Here is a 17658-nt window from a genome sequence, read left to right on the forward strand (position 1 = left end):
CGTTGGACACGCTTAGAGATCTCCTCGTTGCATAATTTGCGCGAACCACACCAATAAATGTGGCCCATATCTCAAAATAAAACTAGAATCGCTTTCTAATCCATTTTAGCCCCGATGAGGTAGGGACCTACATTCCACAAGGGCAAATTAAGTATAGCGCGTCTAGTGGCGATTTTCGAGCGCATCGCATCTTCGTGCTCACAGTGTTTGAAATGAACCAGCTCGCATAATCACAAATCTTTACCCACATCTTCGGCCAAGCTTGAGCATCATTGATAACTCTTGCAATTAGTCGTAAGTATCGCGAGGACCGCGCCCTTTGACCGACAACCGCCCATGCTTCCAACTGCGCACGTGCGGGCCGTTAATAATAATTTCTTTAACCACGCCTTCTCCAAGTTCCTGGGCAAGGCGCATATCAAGAGTGGCTGCTAATGCTCGCATTTGTGTTTCCCACGAGACGGTTCTCGCACGCAAAATTAAAACTCCATTGTGATCAAAAGATTCGACGACGCAGTTCGCAGCCACCGTCTCACCAACAAGTTGTGGCCACCGGGCTGCAACGGAGGCAACGTCAAGCTGGCTACCCCAACCACGCTCCTTGACTGTGGCCTGCAATAATATGCTCAAAGGCTTTGGATCTCGCCATGAAGAGCGCGCTCCCGATCCAACCTCTTGACCAGGGGAGGGAATAAAAACTTCTGCGCCAATTTTCTTATCCGACTGGCGAAATAAATCTACACCCTGGGAGGACTCCATTTTTACGCGCACCCAACCGCGCTCATAGGCCAATCGACGCATAGCTTCAAGGCGTTGAAGTGGAAGTTTATCGCCATATTTTTCTGCGGCAGCGCTTTTGGCAACCGCAATTTTGCTCGGTGCCAAATTCGTATCAGATCCTCGATCCACCGATTTATCAGCTGTTTTATCAGCTACAGCGGGCGTCATACGAGAATTTTTCCGCTCTGAGTTTTCAGTCATTCCTGATCACCCAGCAATTTTACGCTACCGGATTCAACCCAAAAGCGATCTCCCACGAGTTCGGAGGGAACGTCGTCGCCAACTGCTGCGGTAATAAATACTTGCTGTGCTTGGGAAATAATCTTCGCCAAACGCTCGCGACGGCGCGAATCCAACTCGGCGAAAACGTCGTCGAGAATCAAAATAGGCTCAGCATCGTGCTCCATCCAAATATCGTTGTTCTGCTCGCGCATCACGACCCACGAAGCAAGGCGCAAAGCCAGCGCATACGACCACGATTCCCCATGCGAAGCAAAACCTTTCGCAGGTAAAGAACCCAAAGTGAGCCGCAGGTCATCGCGGTGAGGGCCAACGAGATTGACGCCGCGTTCAATTTCGATTGCTCGCCAATTTTTCAAAAGGTCAAGTAATTTTTTTTCGTTATTGACGACGTCGAGCAGCTCGTTTTCGCGCGCCGCAATATCGGCGAGCGCCTGATCCGTATGTGTATGCTCTGGGCTGGGCAATTGCCATTCAAGACGCTTAAGGAGATTCGCTTCGTAGTCGATACGCGCAATCCCTTTTCCACCCGAAACTTCTTGATAAAAATCTTGCACTGGCTGGCGCAACAGTTGAATAATTGCAACGCGTTGGGCGATAAGTTGAGCGCCTAAACGAGCAAATTGTGCATCCCAAATATCCAAGCTGGTCTCATCGAAAATTCCGCCACGGCGTTTGATCTTTGCAGCAGTTTTGAGCAGAGCAGCTCGTTGTTTTAAAACTTTTTCGTATTCACTTTTGATTCCCGCCAAACTCGGCTTGAACTGAATCATCAGTGAATCCAAAAAGTTTCTGCGCGCGCTAGGATCGCCACGCACAAGTTCTAAATCTTCTGGAGCAAACAGAACTGTTCGGACGATTCCTAGCAAATCACGTGTTTTGACGTTCCCACGATTGATCCGGGCACGGTTCGCTTTACCTGATAAAATCTCTAACTCAACGACGGTTGGAGAATCGTCGTGCACTACCTTCGCCCGTATTACTGCAGCTGATGCACCTTGACGAACTAAGGCAACATCGGCAGCAACCCGGTGGGAAGAGAACGTCGCCAAATAGCCAATCGCTTCAATAAGATTGGTTTTCCCTTGGCCATTTTCCCCAATAAAAGTCGTCACTCCAGGCTGTAATTGTAAAACTACCTCCTGGTAGGAACGAAAATCATTGAGAGCGAGATCCGAGATGTACACGCCTAGCCAACACTAGTTGGATCCAAACGTGCGGATCGGCATCAAAAGCATGCGAAAACTTTCGTCTGCCTCTCCTTCGTCGTTTTCTGGCGTGATGACGGCCGGTTTCGTTGGATGCGTGTAAGAAAGGCGGATATTTTGCTCATTCATCACGCTAATTCCCTCTTGGAGGAAAATCGGATTAAATGCCAAAGAAATATCTTCGCCATGAAGATTAGCTTCCAAGGCTTCTGATGCCTGAGCTGCATCGCCATGACCTGCCTCAACAACAAGTTCGCCCTCTGTAAAAGACAGTCGCACAGCCGAATTTTTCTCCACAACCAAACGTGAACGCTTAATTGCATCAAGCATATTAACGCGATTGATGGTCGCATATCCGGAAACATCAGCAGGGAAAAGGGAGCGCACCTGTGGATAATCACCCTCAATAAGCTGCACAGTATTTTGACGTCCACCTGCAGAGAAGCCGATCAACGATGAAGATCCTGACTCTTCGAGAGAAATTTCCACTGATCCAGCTGTGCCCAAAGATTTTGCAATATCGAGTAAGCGCGAGCCACGCACCAAAATTCGCTTATTGATCGTTGAATCGACCGGCTCCCACGTAATATCTCGCACAGCTAGGCGATAGCGGTCAGTTGCCATGAGGGAAATTGATTCGCCATCAATCTCAATACATACCGAAACAAGCATTGGGAGAGTGTCGTCATTCGACGCAGCCACAGTGACCTGCGAAACTGCTTCTTGCCATTGATCTCCATCAACAGTTCCGACGACGGGTGGCATCGCTGGAAGTTCAGAATAGTCATCCATTGCCATCGTTTTCATGGAAAAACGAGCTGACCCGCACTCAATTTCGAGTTTTGTACCTTCGAGCGAGAAAAGAATTGGTTTGGCAGGCAGTGATCGACAAATATCTGCAAGAAGCTTTCCATTGACGAGGATTTCGCCTGGAATTTGAATGTCACCCTCAATATCGATGTGCGAAGTAATATCTGAATCGCGCGAGCCAAGCGAAATTTTACCTTCCTCGGAGGCAACAATTTTCAATCCGGCCAACACTGGAATAGCTGGTCGGTTGGGAATTGTTCGAGCCACCCAAGTTACAGCTTCTGTGAAAGTCTCGCGTTCGACTTGAAATTTCACTGCTTACCTACTTTCTTCAGTACTACTGTGTAACTCTACTTGAGTTTGCGCTTTCTTCAATATCAGCTTCCACAATTGTTAATAACTCATCTCTGGAATAAAAATATTTCAAAATTTTTCGCATCGCCAACATTCTCGAGCAGTCGGCTGACGTCCGAATTTTGTCATTTAGTTATTTGTAGTAGTTGTAGTAGCTACTGTGAATATTGTGGATATCTGGACTTTTCATTGAAATTTCGCGCTTTTCACAGTGAGTAATTCTGCTAAGAACTTTATGATTTTTGCTTCACATATGTGGATGAACCATTTTCATGTGGAAAATATTCACAGGAAGATTAAAGTTATCCACAAAATTTTGTCACTTCTCACGGAGATGTTCGCATCATTTGTGGATAACTAGTCTTTTCGGTGTTGTGCCTGCTCTTTCGCTGATTGTTTGACTCGTGCGGTCAACTCCGAGACTTGATTAAAGATGTGTTGCTTTTCTGCCATCAATTTTTCGATCTTTCGCAGTGCATTAAGAACGGTCGTATGATCTCGACGGTCAAAACTTTCTGCAATTTTTGGAAGAGAAAGATCGGTCATTTCACGGCACAAATACATGGCAATATGCCGAGGAGTGGTCAGTGAGCGAGTGCGAGTTTGAGATTTGAGCTCATCTAGGCTGATATCAAAATATGCAGCGGTTTGTGCCATGACCAATCCTGCTGTAATTTGCACAGATTCTGGATCGGAGATCATATCTTTAAGCACGAGTTCAGCCATATCCAAAGTGATTGGATTGTGTGCAAGATCGGCATAAGCTGTGATTCTACGCAGTGCACCTTCCATTTCTCGCACGTTCGTAGTCATTTTCGAAGCGATAAATTCCAATACAGGACGTGGCACATGTAGCTGCTCGGCCGTGGCTTTCTTTTCCAAAATAGCGATTCGCGTTTCGAGGTTTGGCAAATCAATGCTGGCTGTAATACCTGAGGCAAAGCGAGAAATCATTCGATCTTCAAATCCGGTCAGTAGCTTTGGAGCCACATCGGACGTAATAACGATTTGTTTATTTGCATTCGAGAGTGCATTGAACGTGTGGAAGAACTCTTCCAAAGTGGAGTCTCGGTTTGAGATGAATTGGATATCGTCGATCAGCAAAATATCAACATTGCGGAATTGATCTTTAAAAGCATGGATTTTTTGGTCACGCAAGGCATTGATGAAAGCATTCGTAAATTCTTCCGAAGAAATGTAGAGCACTTTCTTTTGTGGATAGAGCTTTACTGTGTAATTTCCGATTGCGTGAAGCAGATGGGTTTTTCCCATTCCGGAATCCGAATAAAGAAAAAGTGGATTGTAGGTTGAGCCGGGGGCTTCGGACACTGCCAGCGCAGTTGCATGTGCAAATCGGTTCGATTCGCCAGTCACAAAAGTCTCGAATGTGTACCGCGGGTTTAGCCGTGCTTGTGTTTGTACTGAATTCGAGTTTGGAATATGTGGAAGATTCTTTGCTAGTCGCGATTGATATTCGGGGCGATGATCAACGTACGACGTCGTGTGGGCATGAGAATTTTGGTGTGACGAATAATCTTCGTGATTTGAGTAATCAGGTTGTTGAAAATCCGATACATAATCTGAAACGGGATAATCCTGATGAGCATATTCTTGATGGGAAAACTCTTGATGAGAGAACTCAGACATCTGTTGATAATCACTATGTGTGAAATGCTCTGATTCGGGTACATGGCGTTCATCAACTTGATTGGGTGTCCAATTAGGATGAGCGGGGTTTGACGTTGTGGGTGCTTGTTGTTCACTCAAAGATGGATCAACTGAAATCATGAGTTTTACTTCGCGGCCCAATATTGCGCTAAGCTGCTCGGTCATGGCGGCCGAGACGTGTTGAATGATCCATTCCTTAACAAAATCAGAGCCAACACCAATAACAAAAACTTCATCGACAGCTGCAAGTGGGCGTGCCATACGCACAAATGCAGTTTGAGAATCTGAGAGTTTTCCTGCTGATCTCAGTAATTCCGTTGCTGCTGTCCAAGCATCACGAGCAGCAAAGTTTTCAGTCATAATTGCCCCACAATTTCAGGTAAAAGTTCATCCCCATAACAGATAACTCGTTAATAATAAAACAGAAACTGTGGAAACGTCCACAGTTATCCACAGCGATATTCACAGCTGTGGATATTACATCTTTGTAATTTAACCAGGTTCTTGGCTCAAAATCACCAAAAAGTCATTTTCGAAAAAATAACCACAGGTGTGGAAAGCAAAATAAAATGGAATTGTTCAGATTTTCGGCTTGAGATATCAGTCACGGCACACTAGTTATTTATTGACCTGACGGCGAAAACTCGCGTAGAGTCGTAAGGTCATGTGTGCACAGAAGGTACACACATCAAAATATGCTGAGAAAGTCAATATTCTTAGAATATTTTGATGAAGTAAGTTCAATAAGTGGGAGTTAACCCATGTCTACCAAGCGTACGTTCCAGCCGAACAACCGTCGTCGTGCGAAGGTTCACGGCTTCCGTAAGCGTATGAGCACCCGCGCAGGTCGTGCAGTTCTTGCTGCACGCCGTCGTAAGGGTCGCGCTAAGCTATCCGCCTGATGTCATAATGCTGCCTGCAGCAAACCGGATGCGAAAATCGGGCGAGTTTTCACAAGTTTTTCGTCACGGTAAGCGCAGCGGAAATCAGTTTCTAGTTGTCCACACATTATGTGATGGGCAAGTCAACGAAGCCGGCCTCGATGAGGTCGGCTTCGTTGTGGATAAAAAAATAGGTTTTGTGGTTGGCAAGGCTGTGGGCAATTCAGTGGTACGCCATCGCGTTACTCGTAAACTGCGCCATATCCTCAGGAATTACATCGAAGATCTAGAGTGTAGTGCGCTCGTTGTTAGAGCTCTTAGCCCTGCTGCTGAAGCAGATTCGCACACACTCGAGCAAGCTCTGCTTCGGGAGTTTCGCCGCCTTCATATATTGAGGAATCGTGATGAGTAGCGAAGAAAATTCCTGTCATGGCGGCTCACAATCTGTGAATGAATCGAACGATACTCCGCCGCTGAGCCGACATCGGTATTCGCGAAATCCGTTCTCTCGCGTATTCATCGCATGTATTAGATGGTATCAACGCAATATTTCTGCAGCTACTCCCCGTCGTTGCCGATATCAACCTACCTGCTCTCAATATGCTATTGAATCAATTCAGATTCACGGGCCAATCAAGGGTACACTTTTGACTAGTTGGAGAATTCTCCGCTGCAATCCGTGGAGCAAAGGCGGTGTTGATTGGGTTCCTGAACCTGGTCAATGGCCAAAAAAGCCACTCGGCTATGCAGAACTAATCGAATATAGGCAAAAACAAGCTTTAGATTCCAGTGCTACGTCTAATCAACAGGATTAAAAGCGGCGTAACGAACAAATCGTTCGAATGGGATTTACAGACCAATATCTAAACCGAAAGTAGAACAGTGGATACAATTCTTTATCCGATCATGTGGATTATTGCCTGGATTATGTCCGGCGTTCACTCGCTTCTTACCACGATAGGTATGAGTGATGGCGCTGGCGCTGCCTGGGTACTTTCCATCGTCGGCCTCACCATCGTGGTTCGTGCCCTGATGATTCCGCTTTTTAATAAGCAGACGAAAGCAGCACGACTCGGGCAGCAGCTCAATCCTGAAATCCAGAAGATTCAAAAGAAGTACAAAGGTCGCAAAGATCCTCTTTCTCAGCAGCGCCAACAAGAAGAAATGATGGCACTATACCGCGAACATGGCACTTCCCCATTTGCTTCGTGTATGCCCATGCTCATTCAGATGCCTATTTTCTTCTCACTGTTTAGGCTTCTTTACGCAGTTTTGCCACTGTCTGAGGGTAAATACATGCGCCCTTCACTTGGTCCAATCAATGAGGAAGTAGCAAAGCATATCGCTGAATCGAAGCTATTTGGCGCACCTTTGGCTAGTTCGATTGGAACATCAGGAAACTTCAGCTCTCCACGTTCGGTGATCGTCGTGGCCGTTGTACTCATTGCGTTGATGATTGCAACACTGTTCTTCACTCAGAAACAGCTCATGACGAAGAACATGCCTGAAAGCGCACTCGATCCGTCGAACCCTGCATACAAGATGCAAAAATACATGCTCTATGGCATGCCAATGATCTACATTTTCACTGGTACCACATTCCAGATTGGCGTATTGGTTTACTGGCTTACCGGAAATATTTGGAATATTGGCCAGCAGACGTGGATGCTCAACAACAATCCAACTCCAGGTTCGGAGGCATATCGCAAGCGCCAGGAGAAGATCCGTCAAAAGCGCATCGCAAAAGGTCTTCCTCCGGAAGAAAATGACAATGGGCTCGAAGGCCCAAGTGGCCAGCGAGTTCAGCCATTGGGCAAAGCTCGCTCAAAGAAAGCTGTAGCAAAAAATATTCCTGTGGAAACGGCGTCGTCTGAAGAAAAGAACGAGACGACCGAAGTACGCGGGCTAGATGGACTTACCGACGCCGAACGCGCACAGAAGCGCTACGAGCGTCGCCTTGCTGAACGCCAGCGTGCACAAGAGAAGAAGAACGCACGCAAAAAGAAGCAGCAAAACACTAAAAAGGATCGAAATTTCTGATTTTGCCACCAAGGCAATGACGTGAAGGAAAACAATGACTGAAGAAGAACTTGAAATGGACGACGTCGTAGTTCCTAACCTCGATGAAGAAGGCGATTTTGCGGCCGATTATCTTGAGGAATTGCTAGATATTGCAGATCTAGATGGGGATATTGAAATTTCGGTGGAAGCGGATCGTGCAGCCGTGGCGATCGTTGCCGATGATGGCGGTGACCGCCGGCTCAAGCGTTTGATTGGCAAGCGTGGCGAATCGCTTGACGCACTTCAAGAGCTTACGCGTTTGGCTGTGCAGAGCCAGACTGGTATGCGTTCGCGCTTGATGCTCGACGTTCTCGGTTACCGCGAGGGTCATCGCAAGGAAATCCAGGAGATTGCACGAGAAGCTGTTGCGAAAGTATTGGCTTCCGGTGAGGATGTTTCGCTTAAGCCGATGAATCCTTTCGAGCGCAAAGTCGTTCACGACGTCGTCGCTGCCGCCGGCTTATTCTCGGATTCCTCCGGTTTTGGAGTTGGCAGGCACGTAGTTATTTCTCTTCGTGATGATGAAGAAATCGAGGATCACGACGACGATCAAGACTCTTTTGCCGATGATGAGGATGTAGATAGCGCTGAGTGAATTTGAAATTCAGCTAGCTATTTATCAGCTTAAAGCTCATTATTAGGCAAATATTTAGGAAAACTCTTCGGCTTTCGCCGGAGAGTTTTCCTTTTCGAAGAATCATGGTGAACTTATATTATGACGAATCAAAATGAAGATGTTGCGGTACAGTGTGCGCCTGCAGGCGGTGCTGAACATTTTGGGGCTGATGTTTGGGCCAAATTATTGCTTTTTGCAAAGCTCCTTGAGGACGAGGGGCAGTTACGAGGATTAGTTGGACCACGTGAAATGGCACGTTTATGGGATCGCCATATCCTCAATTCCTTGCCAATTTGCGAATATTTAGATAAGAATTCTTCACTATCCGATGTGGGTTCTGGAGCTGGTTTTCCAGGTGTTGTGATAGCAGTTGTGCGCCCAGACGTCAAAGTTTACTTGATTGAGACGATGGAGCGACGTGTCGATTGGCTGCGTTATGTGGTGGAGAAGTTGGAGCTGCGAAACGTTGAAATTATTCATTCGCGCGCTGAGGAATTGGTAGGAAAACATGCCACCGACTACGTGACGGCACGTGCTGTGGCTGCATTAAAGAAACTAATTCCGTGGACGTTACCATTAACGAAACCGGGTGGTTCATTGCTGGCTTTGAAAGGTGGAAAGGCCGAACAAGAAATTGATGATGCTATTCCATATTTGAAAAAGTACAAGGTGAAATGGGCCGACGTTCATGATGTGCCGGTATGGGGCTGTGATGAAGGAACGCGAGTAGTTGAACTGCGCAAGCATGCTTCGTGAATTCGTATGAGTGATGATTGGTGGTCAGCAGTTAAATCCTAAAACGTGTTAGTGTTTGCAGTGATGGTTAGCAAACCAATAGCAATGTTTCACGTGAAACATTTGCGTATCGCAGTGTTTTGGCTTTGACATCGATGATGTATCACTGTTTTCGTGGCCGATGCTGAGGCGTATAAATTTTTATTTGACGATGTATCGACGGTTTATACGACGTAATTCCCAGTGGGTATATTGTGAGCGTGTGAAATAATACTTCTGTATTTCTTGGCCTCGGTATTGAATATTTGCGAATCACGGTAGACTACATGTTGTATCAAGAACAAGGAGTGATTGTGGTAGATCCAAGAAAAATGGTCGATGCCGATTCAGGCAGCGCTAATAATCAGTTCACCGAAAAGCGATCACAAGCGCAGTCATCTTCTTTTGTTTCGTCATTTTCAGAGGACTCACCCCTTGGTGCTCAATTGGCACAAGACCGAGAACTACTGCGAAAAGTAAAATCCTCAAAGTTCAAAAAGCCACTTAAGGCCCGTGTGATCACCGTGGCGAATCAAAAAGGCGGCGTTGGAAAGACCACGTCCGCTGTGAATATGGCTGCAGCTTTAGCAGATGGCGGATTGAACGTTGTCGTGATTGATTTTGATCCGCAAGGAAACGCATCCACCGCACTTGGCGTTGACCATCAATCCGGTATCCCGTCGATCTACGACGTTATTACAAATAAAAGATCGCTTTCTGAAATATTGATTAAGTGCCCGGACTTAGACCGTCTATATCTCGCTCCCGCTACGGTGGATCTCTCATCTGCGGAAATTGAACTAGTAACGGAGCAAGAGCGTGAATATCGGTTGAAGCGAGCCGTAGACGAACTCGTCAATGTTTCACGTGAAACATTTGATGTCGATTACGTGATCATTGATTGCCCGCCGTCGTTGGGACTGCTCACGTTGAATGCCTTGGTCGCCGCACAAGAAATCATGATTCCAATTCAAACGGAATACTACGCGCTTGAAGGTTTGACTCAGCTCATGAAAACGATCGATTACGTACAAAAATCGCTCAATCCTCAGCTTGTTATTTCCACGATATTGCTCACGATGTACGACAAGCGAACAAATCTTTCACAAGACGTGGCTCAAGAAGTTCGAAATTACTTTCCACAACAGACGCTCAGCGTGGAGATTCCTCGAAATATTCGTATTTCAGAAGCTCCGAGTTTCCAGCAAACCGTGATTACTTATGATCCACGGTCTACAGGCGCAGTTGCTTATTTGGCAGCAGCAAAAGAACTGGCATCGCGGGCATGAAAGATTTCGTTACCGCGCGTTACGATCGATGTGAAGAGTTTCCAATGAAACGTTTTCGAGGTAATTCACGATGAAGAGAAGCGGATACGTGGAGTTATTTGCATTGTGAGGGACGTATTGATGTATATAACGAAGCTGCACCAGATCAATATGGCGCCCTTGTAATTTAAGCGGCTCCTTTATAATTTAGGCAAGCGTTAGTGTTCTGGCGGTTCTGAGTTGCCAGAAATGACTTACTAAAGATTATCGAAACTAGTGTTTCCAATGAAAAGTGAAAGATGAGGATAAGTAGATATGGCTGAGAAACGTAGAGGTCTTGGGCGAGGCATTGGTGCACTCATTCCAGAGAGCCAGACTGAAAATAGATACAGTCCTATCGACGTATTCTTCAACAATCCACACGAAGATAAAAAACCGAATGCGATTTCCGATGTTTCACGTGAAACATTAGCAAGTGATACAGCTGGAAATTCGCGCAAATCTAAGAACGCTACTGAAAAAACGGAACGCAGTAAATCCGTGCGCACACGCGGTGACTCAGACGCCGCTGGAAGTTTCGTAGCAACAAAATCTGCGACCATGCCCGATATAGAGCAGGCTGGTCCGCATGGCAAGGGCGGAAATTCACAGCCTGTGGCTAAATCGAAGAAGAGCGTTTCTCGTAAGAAAGAGTCTACAGCGAAAGACGCTACTCGGAGCAAGTCTGACAACATTACTGAGAATTCCGTTCGCGTGAATATGAACGGTGATGTTTCACGTGAAACATCCGAAGAACTGCTACCTGTGCCAGGAGCAACATTCGGTGAGATTCCAGTGGAACAGATCGTTCCAAACACGAAGCAGCCACGGCAAGTTTTCGATGAAGAGGATTTACAGGAGCTTGCAGATTCCATTAAAGAAGTTGGCGTGCTCCAGCCTATCGTAGTGCGGCCGTTAGTCGCTCCGATAAGCGAATATCCTGATGCTCGATACGAGCTTATTATGGGTGAACGCCGCTGGCGAGCATCACAACTAGCAGGAAATAAAGTTGTGCCAGCGGTGGTGCGCCGAACCGAAGATGGCGATCTTCTTCGCGACGCCTTGCTGGAAAACTTACATCGAGCACAACTCAACGCCTTGGAAGAAGCTGCTGCATATCAACAGCTACTGGACGATTTTGGGTGCACACAAGAAGAACTTTCGCGTCGTATCGCGCGTTCGCGCCCACAGATTTCCAACACCTTACGTTTGCTTAAACTGCCGCCATTAGTGCAACGCCGAGTGGCTGCCGGAGTTATTTCTGCTGGTCATGCCCGCGCTTTGCTTGGATTGCCAGATCCAGCAGCAATGGAAAGAGTGGCGCAGAAGATCGTAGCGGAAGGACTGTCTGTACGCGCAGTCGAAGAACTCGTTGCGATGGGCGACGATACCCAGCCAAAGATCAAACGCGCTACAGGCGCACGTGCACAGGTACCTGAACTTGCAGATATTGCAGCTCAACTTGGCGACACCTTTGATACTCGGGTGAAAATTACGATGGGTCAGCGTAAAGGTAAGATCACGATTGACTTCGCTTCGATGGATGATCTCGAAAGAATCCTTAACGTTATCAAGCGTGATTGATAGAAGAAATTGAATCTCGGCCTGGCGGTGCTGTAACAACGGAAGACGACCGTTGTTACAGCACCGCCAGCATAGTCGTATTGCCGGATAGTAGTCGTATTGCGAGCCTAGATATATCGCCAAGCCCAATTGTCTTGCCGGCCTAGATATATCGCCGGCAAAGTTACGCTCGCAATATTAATAGCGCCGTCATTACACAGTTAGGCCGAGTCGGTATCCGGCACTAACAGCTTCCCAGATACGTCCGCCCTTGAAAGAGTCACCAATATTGTGTACCTCTGCGTGCTCGCCAGCGTGAACTAAATCGAAATAGAGTGAGTCATTCGCGTAGCCGCCAGCAGCAAATACCACAAGATCAGCACTAATGGTGCGCCGCTCAATCTCGATACCTACTTTAGGTGCCAGCGGATTCTCGATATTCTCTGGCAAAATTGGTGTCCATGTATTGTAAGGATTCGGTACGTTCTTATGCACATTTCGTGCAATCTGAACGTTATCGCCTGCGATCCGCTCAACTTTCGCAGCGTTAATTAACTCTACGCCAGCTGCTTCGAGAGCGTGGATGAGATGGCCACGGTTGGCTGTGCACGTACCGTCCATGAAATGGTTACGCATTTCAACCACTTTTACATCCCGATGATGTTCGTAAGTTAGCCAATGCGCCAACTCGCAACCTACCGATCCACCACCGATGACGGTCACCGATTTTACACCCTCAAGCAAAGCCGGATTTTCAAACAAATCCACAGCTTGTGCGCACTTTACCGTATCGATTCCGTCAATTGGCGGAAGTGCATTATTGGTACCAACCGCAACTACAACGGCGTCGTAATCCTTCAGATCGGAACGGGTAACTGCGGTGTTCTTTTTGAAAACCAAACCCTTGGCGACGTCGTCGTCAAGCCGCCGCTGTAAGAAACGAAGGTAGTTTCCGACGTCGAACTTCGTGCGTGGCACGCTACCTGCGTTAATACGTCCGCCGATGCGATCGCTAGCCTCAAAAAGATGTACCTCGTGACCTCGGGCAAAAGCAGTGTGGGCGAAGGTTAAGCCGGCCGGACCGGCACCGATCACCGCGATTTTCTTTGGCTTGTCCGTACGTGGCGGCACCGGAGGGAACTTGAACTCGAATGACGTGCGTGGATTGACGGCGCACTGAGGGTGGCCACCTTCAACGAATTCGTTCACGCAGCCCTCTTGGCAACCGATACATGGAATAATGTCTTTTACCGCTCCTGCCTGCGCTTTCGCGGGCCACTGTGGGTCGGCGAGCAATGGACGCCCAAGCATCACCATATCGCACATATTCTCCCGCAGTGCTCGCTCAGCAAGATCAGGATAACCAAGTTTACCAACGGCAACGATCGGCACAGGCACGCCAGCGTTGGAGAGGATATTATGGCGCTCGAAATGTTCCTTCGCGATTTTGGAAACATCAAGGAAACAACCGGCAGGCATGGAAGCGGGAGGATGAGGAAGCCACCAGTTGTCGTAACAGCCGAGATCAACGTCGAAAATATCGACGCCGGCACGCACTAGGCTTTCCATATAATTCAAGGTATCGGCCACCGTGCGACCACCACGGAATTTGCCGAGGTAAGTAGAATCGAGCACCTTATCGGAATACGTTTCTTCCAGCGCTAAGGACAAATCGATTCGATACATGATGGGATAATCTGGCCCAACACGACGCCTAATTTCCTTGACAGTATCAACACCAAAGCGCTGCCAGTCGGTATATTTTCCGAGCTTACGGCGGTTGAATGCCGGGCTGGTCATTTGGTCGAGCAAATATCCCTCATGCCCATGGAGATAAACGCCGTCTATTTCCATAGCTTTCGCTGTAGCCGCAGCTTGACCAGTGTTTTTGATGATCTTTCCAAGTTTCACATCAGACATTGGGAGGGAAGGAATGGAAGGAATGTAGAAGTTTGGATTGAGCGACGCCGATTGGGGGAACTTCTTTTGGTGCACGAGGCATTCTGGGTTACCAACACGTCCTAAACCGGAGGTGAGCTGGATAAATACCCGCGATCCATGAGCGTGAATACCTTTGGCGAGGTCGCGCCAACCAGCCAATACAGTGCGGCTTCGATCAATGCGAGGGAAGTAGCTCAACTTACCAAGTTCAGTAACAGAAGCATCGAGTCCGTGGCTCACCGGCACAAGGCCGGTAGTGATGAGTCCAGCACCGCCACGTGCTCGCTCAAAGAAATATTCAAGCATCATGGGGGCAGGGCGGCCGTTCTCTTCGGCCATATTGATATTGCCCATCGGAGCCATCACGATACGGTTTTTGATCGTGAGCTTGTTGATCTTGATCGGTGAAAACAACTCAGTATAAGGGTGGAGATCGTTGGTCATGCTCGCCTCGCGGCCATACCAATTCTCGCTCGATTCTGGCGTTTCACCAGCCCAAGCATCGTAATGTTCAATGAGGTTTGTGATGGTGCGTTCTCTAGCCATGGCTCACTCCCTTGTGAAATATGTATTTTGTGCTGTTTATTGAACAAACCTGCTACAGCTTCGCCGAAATTTCGGAAAACGAGGTTTCTGATAGTTTCGTTGATACTTAGAGTATCGGGAATATTATGCAAAGTCTGGCTAAAAATGAATATTTTTGAGTTGTGGTGGCGCGAGCATAATGAAACTGCGGCAATGCTCGCGCCACCACGGACCAAGTGCCTAAATCTCAAAGATCGCCGGCAATTTTACCGTGGTAATAACAGGTATCTATAAATAGCTGCCCATCACAGCGCAGCGCGCAAAATATCGACGTAAACGTCGTCAACGCTACGGTCAGTCGTTTGCGCATACGCTGCTGCTGCCTGCGGGAATATCGACGTTTCCGTCATTCCTGGGGTGGTATTCACATCGATAAACCACGCCTTGCCAACTTCGTCCAAGATGACGTCGGTGCGAGAGTAGTGCCGCAGGTCAAGTACCTTGTGCACAGTCAATGCAAGATCGGTAATCGCCTGTAATTCTGCCTCGTTTACCCGTGCCGGCACGAAATACTCAACTCTGCCTGGGTAGTAGCGGGCGTCAAAGTCATACGGACCGCTAGCCTGTACTTCTACCGGTGGAAGCACACGCGGGCCATCGCCGTCGCCCAAATCAATAACCGCAACCCCAAACTCACGTCCGCGCACAAAAGACTGCACCAAGGCGACGTCGTCGTACGCGAAACAATCCACCATTGCGCCGGGAAGCTGTGCCTTGTTTTCCACAATCGTTAATCCAAGCGATGAACCGCCCTTAGCTGGCTTTATTACCACAGGGAAGCCATATTGGGACTCGATGAGGTCAAGAACAGGGGTTACGCCAACTTCACGGAAAAGTGGTTGAGGGAGCGCCGTGGCGGTGGGAACGGCAACACCTGCACGTTCAAGCACGGACGACACCACGGCTTTGTCGGATGCGAGCCGGCAACCAGCAGGCTCAGTGCCAACATAAGGGTAACCAGCGAGCTGCAAAAGATCTTGTAAAGCGCCGTCTTCACCTGTGGATCCATGAACGAGTGGCCAGACGACATCGGGATCAAGCGCGTCCAAACGCTGTAGTAGCTGCGCATCGACGTCCAGAACCTTGACCTGAACTCCGCGGTTCCTTAGAGCGCCGGCAACGCGACGTCCTGAATGCATAGAAATATCGCGCTCATGAGTGAGTCCTCCAGCAAGGATGGCTACAGTTAGCGGACGATCCATGGCTACCTACTTTCTTTTCCGTTGAAAACGAATCCAGTGAACAGCGACTTTATTGAAAACAAAAGATTAAAGGGATGTGACGTTGGGAGCGGCGTCGGAATGAACGCCACCTTGAGTGGCGTGGAATCGATTTTGTACTCCAAACATATCCACAAGTTCAGCTTCGGCCTTGACAACCTCAGAAAGACGCCGAATTCCTTCGGTGATGTTCTCAGGTGTGGGGTAACAAAACGACAGTCGCATATGGTCTTCGCCCTGGTTATCAGCATAGAATGCCGTACCTGACACATATGCAACCAAGTTTCTGGTTGCACGTGGAAGCATTGCCTTGGCATCGAGCCCGTCAGGAAGCTTAACCCAGGTGTAGAAGCCGCCATTAGGCACGTTCCATGAGCACTGAGGCATATAGGTATCCAGAGCAGCGAGCATGGCATCGCGACGCTCACGATACATTGATCGATACTCGCCGATCTGCGCCATCCAGTCATAGGTGCGCAGATATTCGGAGATCGAAAGCTGACCCATCTTTGTAGGGGAAAGCACCGCAGCTTCGTTAGCAAGAGTGAGGCGCTGGATGACGGCGTGAGGCGCGAGCGTCCATCCTACCCGGTAACCAGGTGCGAAAGTTTTCGAGAAAGATCCCAGGTAGAGCACAGTTTCAGGATCAAGGCTCTGGAGACACGTCATGGTTTCACCGTCAAAGCCGAGCATTCCATAAGGGTTATCTTCGAGCACAAGAACGTGGTGGCGCCGGCAGATTTCTACCACCTGCGGGCGGCGCTCGTCAGACATACACACACCACCAGGGTTATGAAAATTCGGGACGGTGTAGAGGAACTTAACTGGGCGGCCCTCCGCCTCAAGCTGGTTCAGAGTTTCTTCGAGACTCTCAGGGATCAGACCGTTTTCATCGATCGGTACATGAACAACGTTTGCCTGGTAGGAGCGGAAGACGCCGAGTGCGCCCACGTACGAAGGAGCCTCCGCAACGATGACGTCGCCGGGGTTGATAAAGATCTTGCAGATGTTATCGAGCGCCTGCTGGGAACCGGTGGTGATCATGATGTCGTCCGGATGGGCGTTGATACCTTCAGGCTTCATGACCTCGACGATCATCTCACGCAGCTCTTCTTCGCCCTGTCCACCGCCGTACTGTAGGACGGCAGCTCCGCGCTCGCGGATGAGCTTGGCGGTCATGTCTGCAAGGAAATCGAGTGGGAGGCCTTGAATAAAAGGCATGCCACCAGCTAGTGAAACCACTTCTGGGCGGTTGGCGACGGCGAATAATGAGCGAGTTTCTGACTGCTTCATTCCAAGTGCGCGGTCGGCATAATGATCGAACCACGGATCAAGGCGAGTTCCTTTGGCGGCAGAAAAGGCCTGTGAAATCCTACCTTCGGTGTGATCATTCATAATGGCTCCTTTCTGACGTGCTTTATATTTGACTAGCGCGTTTGGGTGGTTAGGTGTTTTGCTACCGCCCCTTAGATTACTCCTTATTTGTGCTGGGTAGAAAACCGTTGCAGTTGATAAGACGGGGTGGGTTGGGACCAGTATTCGGGTAGTTTGTCTCTGGAAGGGATGGAAATATCTCGAAAATTAGGAAAATAGTCCTGAGCAAAATGAGATGAATTAGGTTGCTGCTATTCTGCTTTTGGCTTGATTCTG

Annotated in this window: 15 protein-coding genes; 8 read left to right on the forward strand and 7 right to left on the reverse strand. The window is 48.3% G+C overall.

Annotated elements, in window-relative coordinates; all coding sequences use genetic code 11:
* Positions 1-288 precede the first annotated feature (288 nt).
* The 4 genes from JOD55_RS01365 to dnaA form a co-directional block, all read right to left on the reverse strand.
* A complete protein-coding gene (locus JOD55_RS01365) occupies positions 289-981 on the reverse strand; it encodes a DciA family protein (protein ID WP_239538930.1) in 693 nt (230 codons plus the stop codon).
* Positions 978-2207, reverse strand: a complete 1230-nt coding sequence (gene recF / locus JOD55_RS01370) for a DNA replication/repair protein RecF (RefSeq protein WP_204397971.1) — start codon at positions 2205-2207, stop codon at positions 978-980. Before recF ends, JOD55_RS01365 begins: the two co-directional genes overlap by 4 nt.
* A gap of 12 nt (positions 2208-2219) precedes the next feature.
* The gene (gene dnaN / locus JOD55_RS01375) at positions 2220-3353 is read right to left on the reverse strand and encodes a DNA polymerase III subunit beta (RefSeq protein WP_204397979.1); all 1134 of its coding nucleotides are present in this window, start codon (positions 3351-3353) and stop codon (positions 2220-2222) included.
* Positions 3354-3749: 396 nt separating this feature from the next.
* On the reverse strand, positions 3750-5420 hold the full coding sequence (gene dnaA / locus JOD55_RS01380) for a chromosomal replication initiator protein DnaA (protein WP_204397988.1): 1671 nt from the start codon (positions 5418-5420) through the stop codon (positions 3750-3752).
* Between the two features lie 401 nt (positions 5421-5821).
* Between dnaA and rpmH the strand changes: the two genes are divergently transcribed.
* The 8 genes from rpmH (at position 5822) to JOD55_RS01420 (ending at position 12283) form a co-directional block, all read left to right on the forward strand.
* Entirely contained in the window at positions 5822-5962 is a 141-nt protein-coding gene (gene rpmH / locus JOD55_RS01385; RefSeq protein WP_084707475.1) for a 50S ribosomal protein L34, read from the forward strand.
* Between the two features lie 7 nt (positions 5963-5969).
* Positions 5970-6353, forward strand: a complete 384-nt coding sequence (rnpA, locus tag JOD55_RS01390; RefSeq protein ID WP_204397990.1) for a ribonuclease P protein component — start codon at positions 5970-5972, stop codon at positions 6351-6353.
* Complete coding sequence (yidD, locus tag JOD55_RS01395) at positions 6346-6756, forward strand: membrane protein insertion efficiency factor YidD (protein ID WP_204397992.1); 411 nt, start codon at positions 6346-6348, stop codon at positions 6754-6756. Before rnpA ends, yidD begins: the two co-directional genes overlap by 8 nt.
* Before the next feature lie 67 nt (positions 6757-6823).
* Positions 6824-7981 (forward strand): membrane protein insertase YidC, encoded by a 1158-nt coding sequence (gene yidC, locus JOD55_RS01400; protein ID WP_204397994.1) that lies wholly within the window; start codon positions 6824-6826, stop codon positions 7979-7981.
* A gap of 34 nt (positions 7982-8015) precedes the next feature.
* Complete coding sequence (locus JOD55_RS01405; protein WP_204397996.1) at positions 8016-8597, forward strand: Jag family protein; 582 nt, start codon at positions 8016-8018, stop codon at positions 8595-8597.
* Between the two features lie 120 nt (positions 8598-8717).
* Complete coding sequence (rsmG, locus tag JOD55_RS01410; protein WP_204397998.1) at positions 8718-9374, forward strand: 16S rRNA (guanine(527)-N(7))-methyltransferase RsmG; 657 nt, start codon at positions 8718-8720, stop codon at positions 9372-9374.
* Between the two features lie 305 nt (positions 9375-9679).
* On the forward strand, positions 9680-10681 hold the full coding sequence (locus tag JOD55_RS01415; protein WP_275587004.1) for a ParA family protein: 1002 nt from the start codon (positions 9680-9682) through the stop codon (positions 10679-10681).
* A gap of 294 nt (positions 10682-10975) precedes the next feature.
* Positions 10976-12283: a ParB/RepB/Spo0J family partition protein gene (locus JOD55_RS01420; protein ID WP_204398000.1), complete on the forward strand. Its 1308-nt coding sequence runs from the start codon at positions 10976-10978 to the stop codon at positions 12281-12283.
* A 192-nt stretch (positions 12284-12475) separates the two neighbouring features.
* Here the strand turns inward: JOD55_RS01420 and JOD55_RS01425 are convergent, their stop codons facing one another.
* The 3 genes from JOD55_RS01425 to JOD55_RS01435 form a co-directional block, all read right to left on the reverse strand.
* Positions 12476-14749, reverse strand: coding sequence for an oxidoreductase (locus JOD55_RS01425; protein ID WP_204398002.1), 2274 nt, complete (start codon positions 14747-14749; stop codon positions 12476-12478).
* Between the two features lie 284 nt (positions 14750-15033).
* Entirely contained in the window at positions 15034-15990 is a 957-nt protein-coding gene (locus tag JOD55_RS01430) for a D-alanine--D-alanine ligase family protein (RefSeq protein ID WP_204398004.1), read from the reverse strand.
* Between the two features lie 66 nt (positions 15991-16056).
* The gene (locus tag JOD55_RS01435) at positions 16057-17403 is read right to left on the reverse strand and encodes an aminotransferase-like domain-containing protein (RefSeq protein ID WP_239538931.1); all 1347 of its coding nucleotides are present in this window, start codon (positions 17401-17403) and stop codon (positions 16057-16059) included.
* Between the last annotated feature and the right edge of the window lie 255 nt (positions 17404-17658).

Source organism: Arcanobacterium pluranimalium, assembly GCF_016907845.1.
Taxonomy (GTDB): domain Bacteria; phylum Actinomycetota; class Actinomycetes; order Actinomycetales; family Actinomycetaceae; genus Arcanobacterium_A; species Arcanobacterium_A pluranimalium.

Coding starts and splice junctions, on each gene's coding strand:
- JOD55_RS01365 (WP_239538930.1), bottom strand. CDS start 981: ATGACTGAAAACTCAGAGCGGAAAAATTCTCGTATGACGCCCGCTGTA.
- dnaA (WP_204397988.1), bottom strand. CDS start 5,420: ATGACTGAAAACTTTGCTGCTCGTGATGCTTGGACAGCAGCAACGGAA.
- rpmH (WP_084707475.1), top strand. CDS start 5,822: ATGTCTACCAAGCGTACGTTCCAGCCGAACAACCGTCGTCGTGCGAAG.
- rnpA (WP_204397990.1), top strand. CDS start 5,970: ATGCTGCCTGCAGCAAACCGGATGCGAAAATCGGGCGAGTTTTCACAA.
- yidD (WP_204397992.1), top strand. CDS start 6,346: ATGAGTAGCGAAGAAAATTCCTGTCATGGCGGCTCACAATCTGTGAAT.
- JOD55_RS01405 (WP_204397996.1), top strand. CDS start 8,016: ATGACTGAAGAAGAACTTGAAATGGACGACGTCGTAGTTCCTAACCTC.
- rsmG (WP_204397998.1), top strand. CDS start 8,718: ATGACGAATCAAAATGAAGATGTTGCGGTACAGTGTGCGCCTGCAGGC.
- JOD55_RS01415 (WP_275587004.1), top strand. CDS start 9,680: ATGTTGTATCAAGAACAAGGAGTGATTGTGGTAGATCCAAGAAAAATG.
- JOD55_RS01420 (WP_204398000.1), top strand. CDS start 10,976: ATGGCTGAGAAACGTAGAGGTCTTGGGCGAGGCATTGGTGCACTCATT.
- JOD55_RS01425 (WP_204398002.1), bottom strand. CDS start 14,749: ATGGCTAGAGAACGCACCATCACAAACCTCATTGAACATTACGATGCT.
- JOD55_RS01430 (WP_204398004.1), bottom strand. CDS start 15,990: ATGGATCGTCCGCTAACTGTAGCCATCCTTGCTGGAGGACTCACTCAT.
- JOD55_RS01435 (WP_239538931.1), bottom strand. CDS start 17,403: ATGAATGATCACACCGAAGGTAGGATTTCACAGGCCTTTTCTGCCGCC.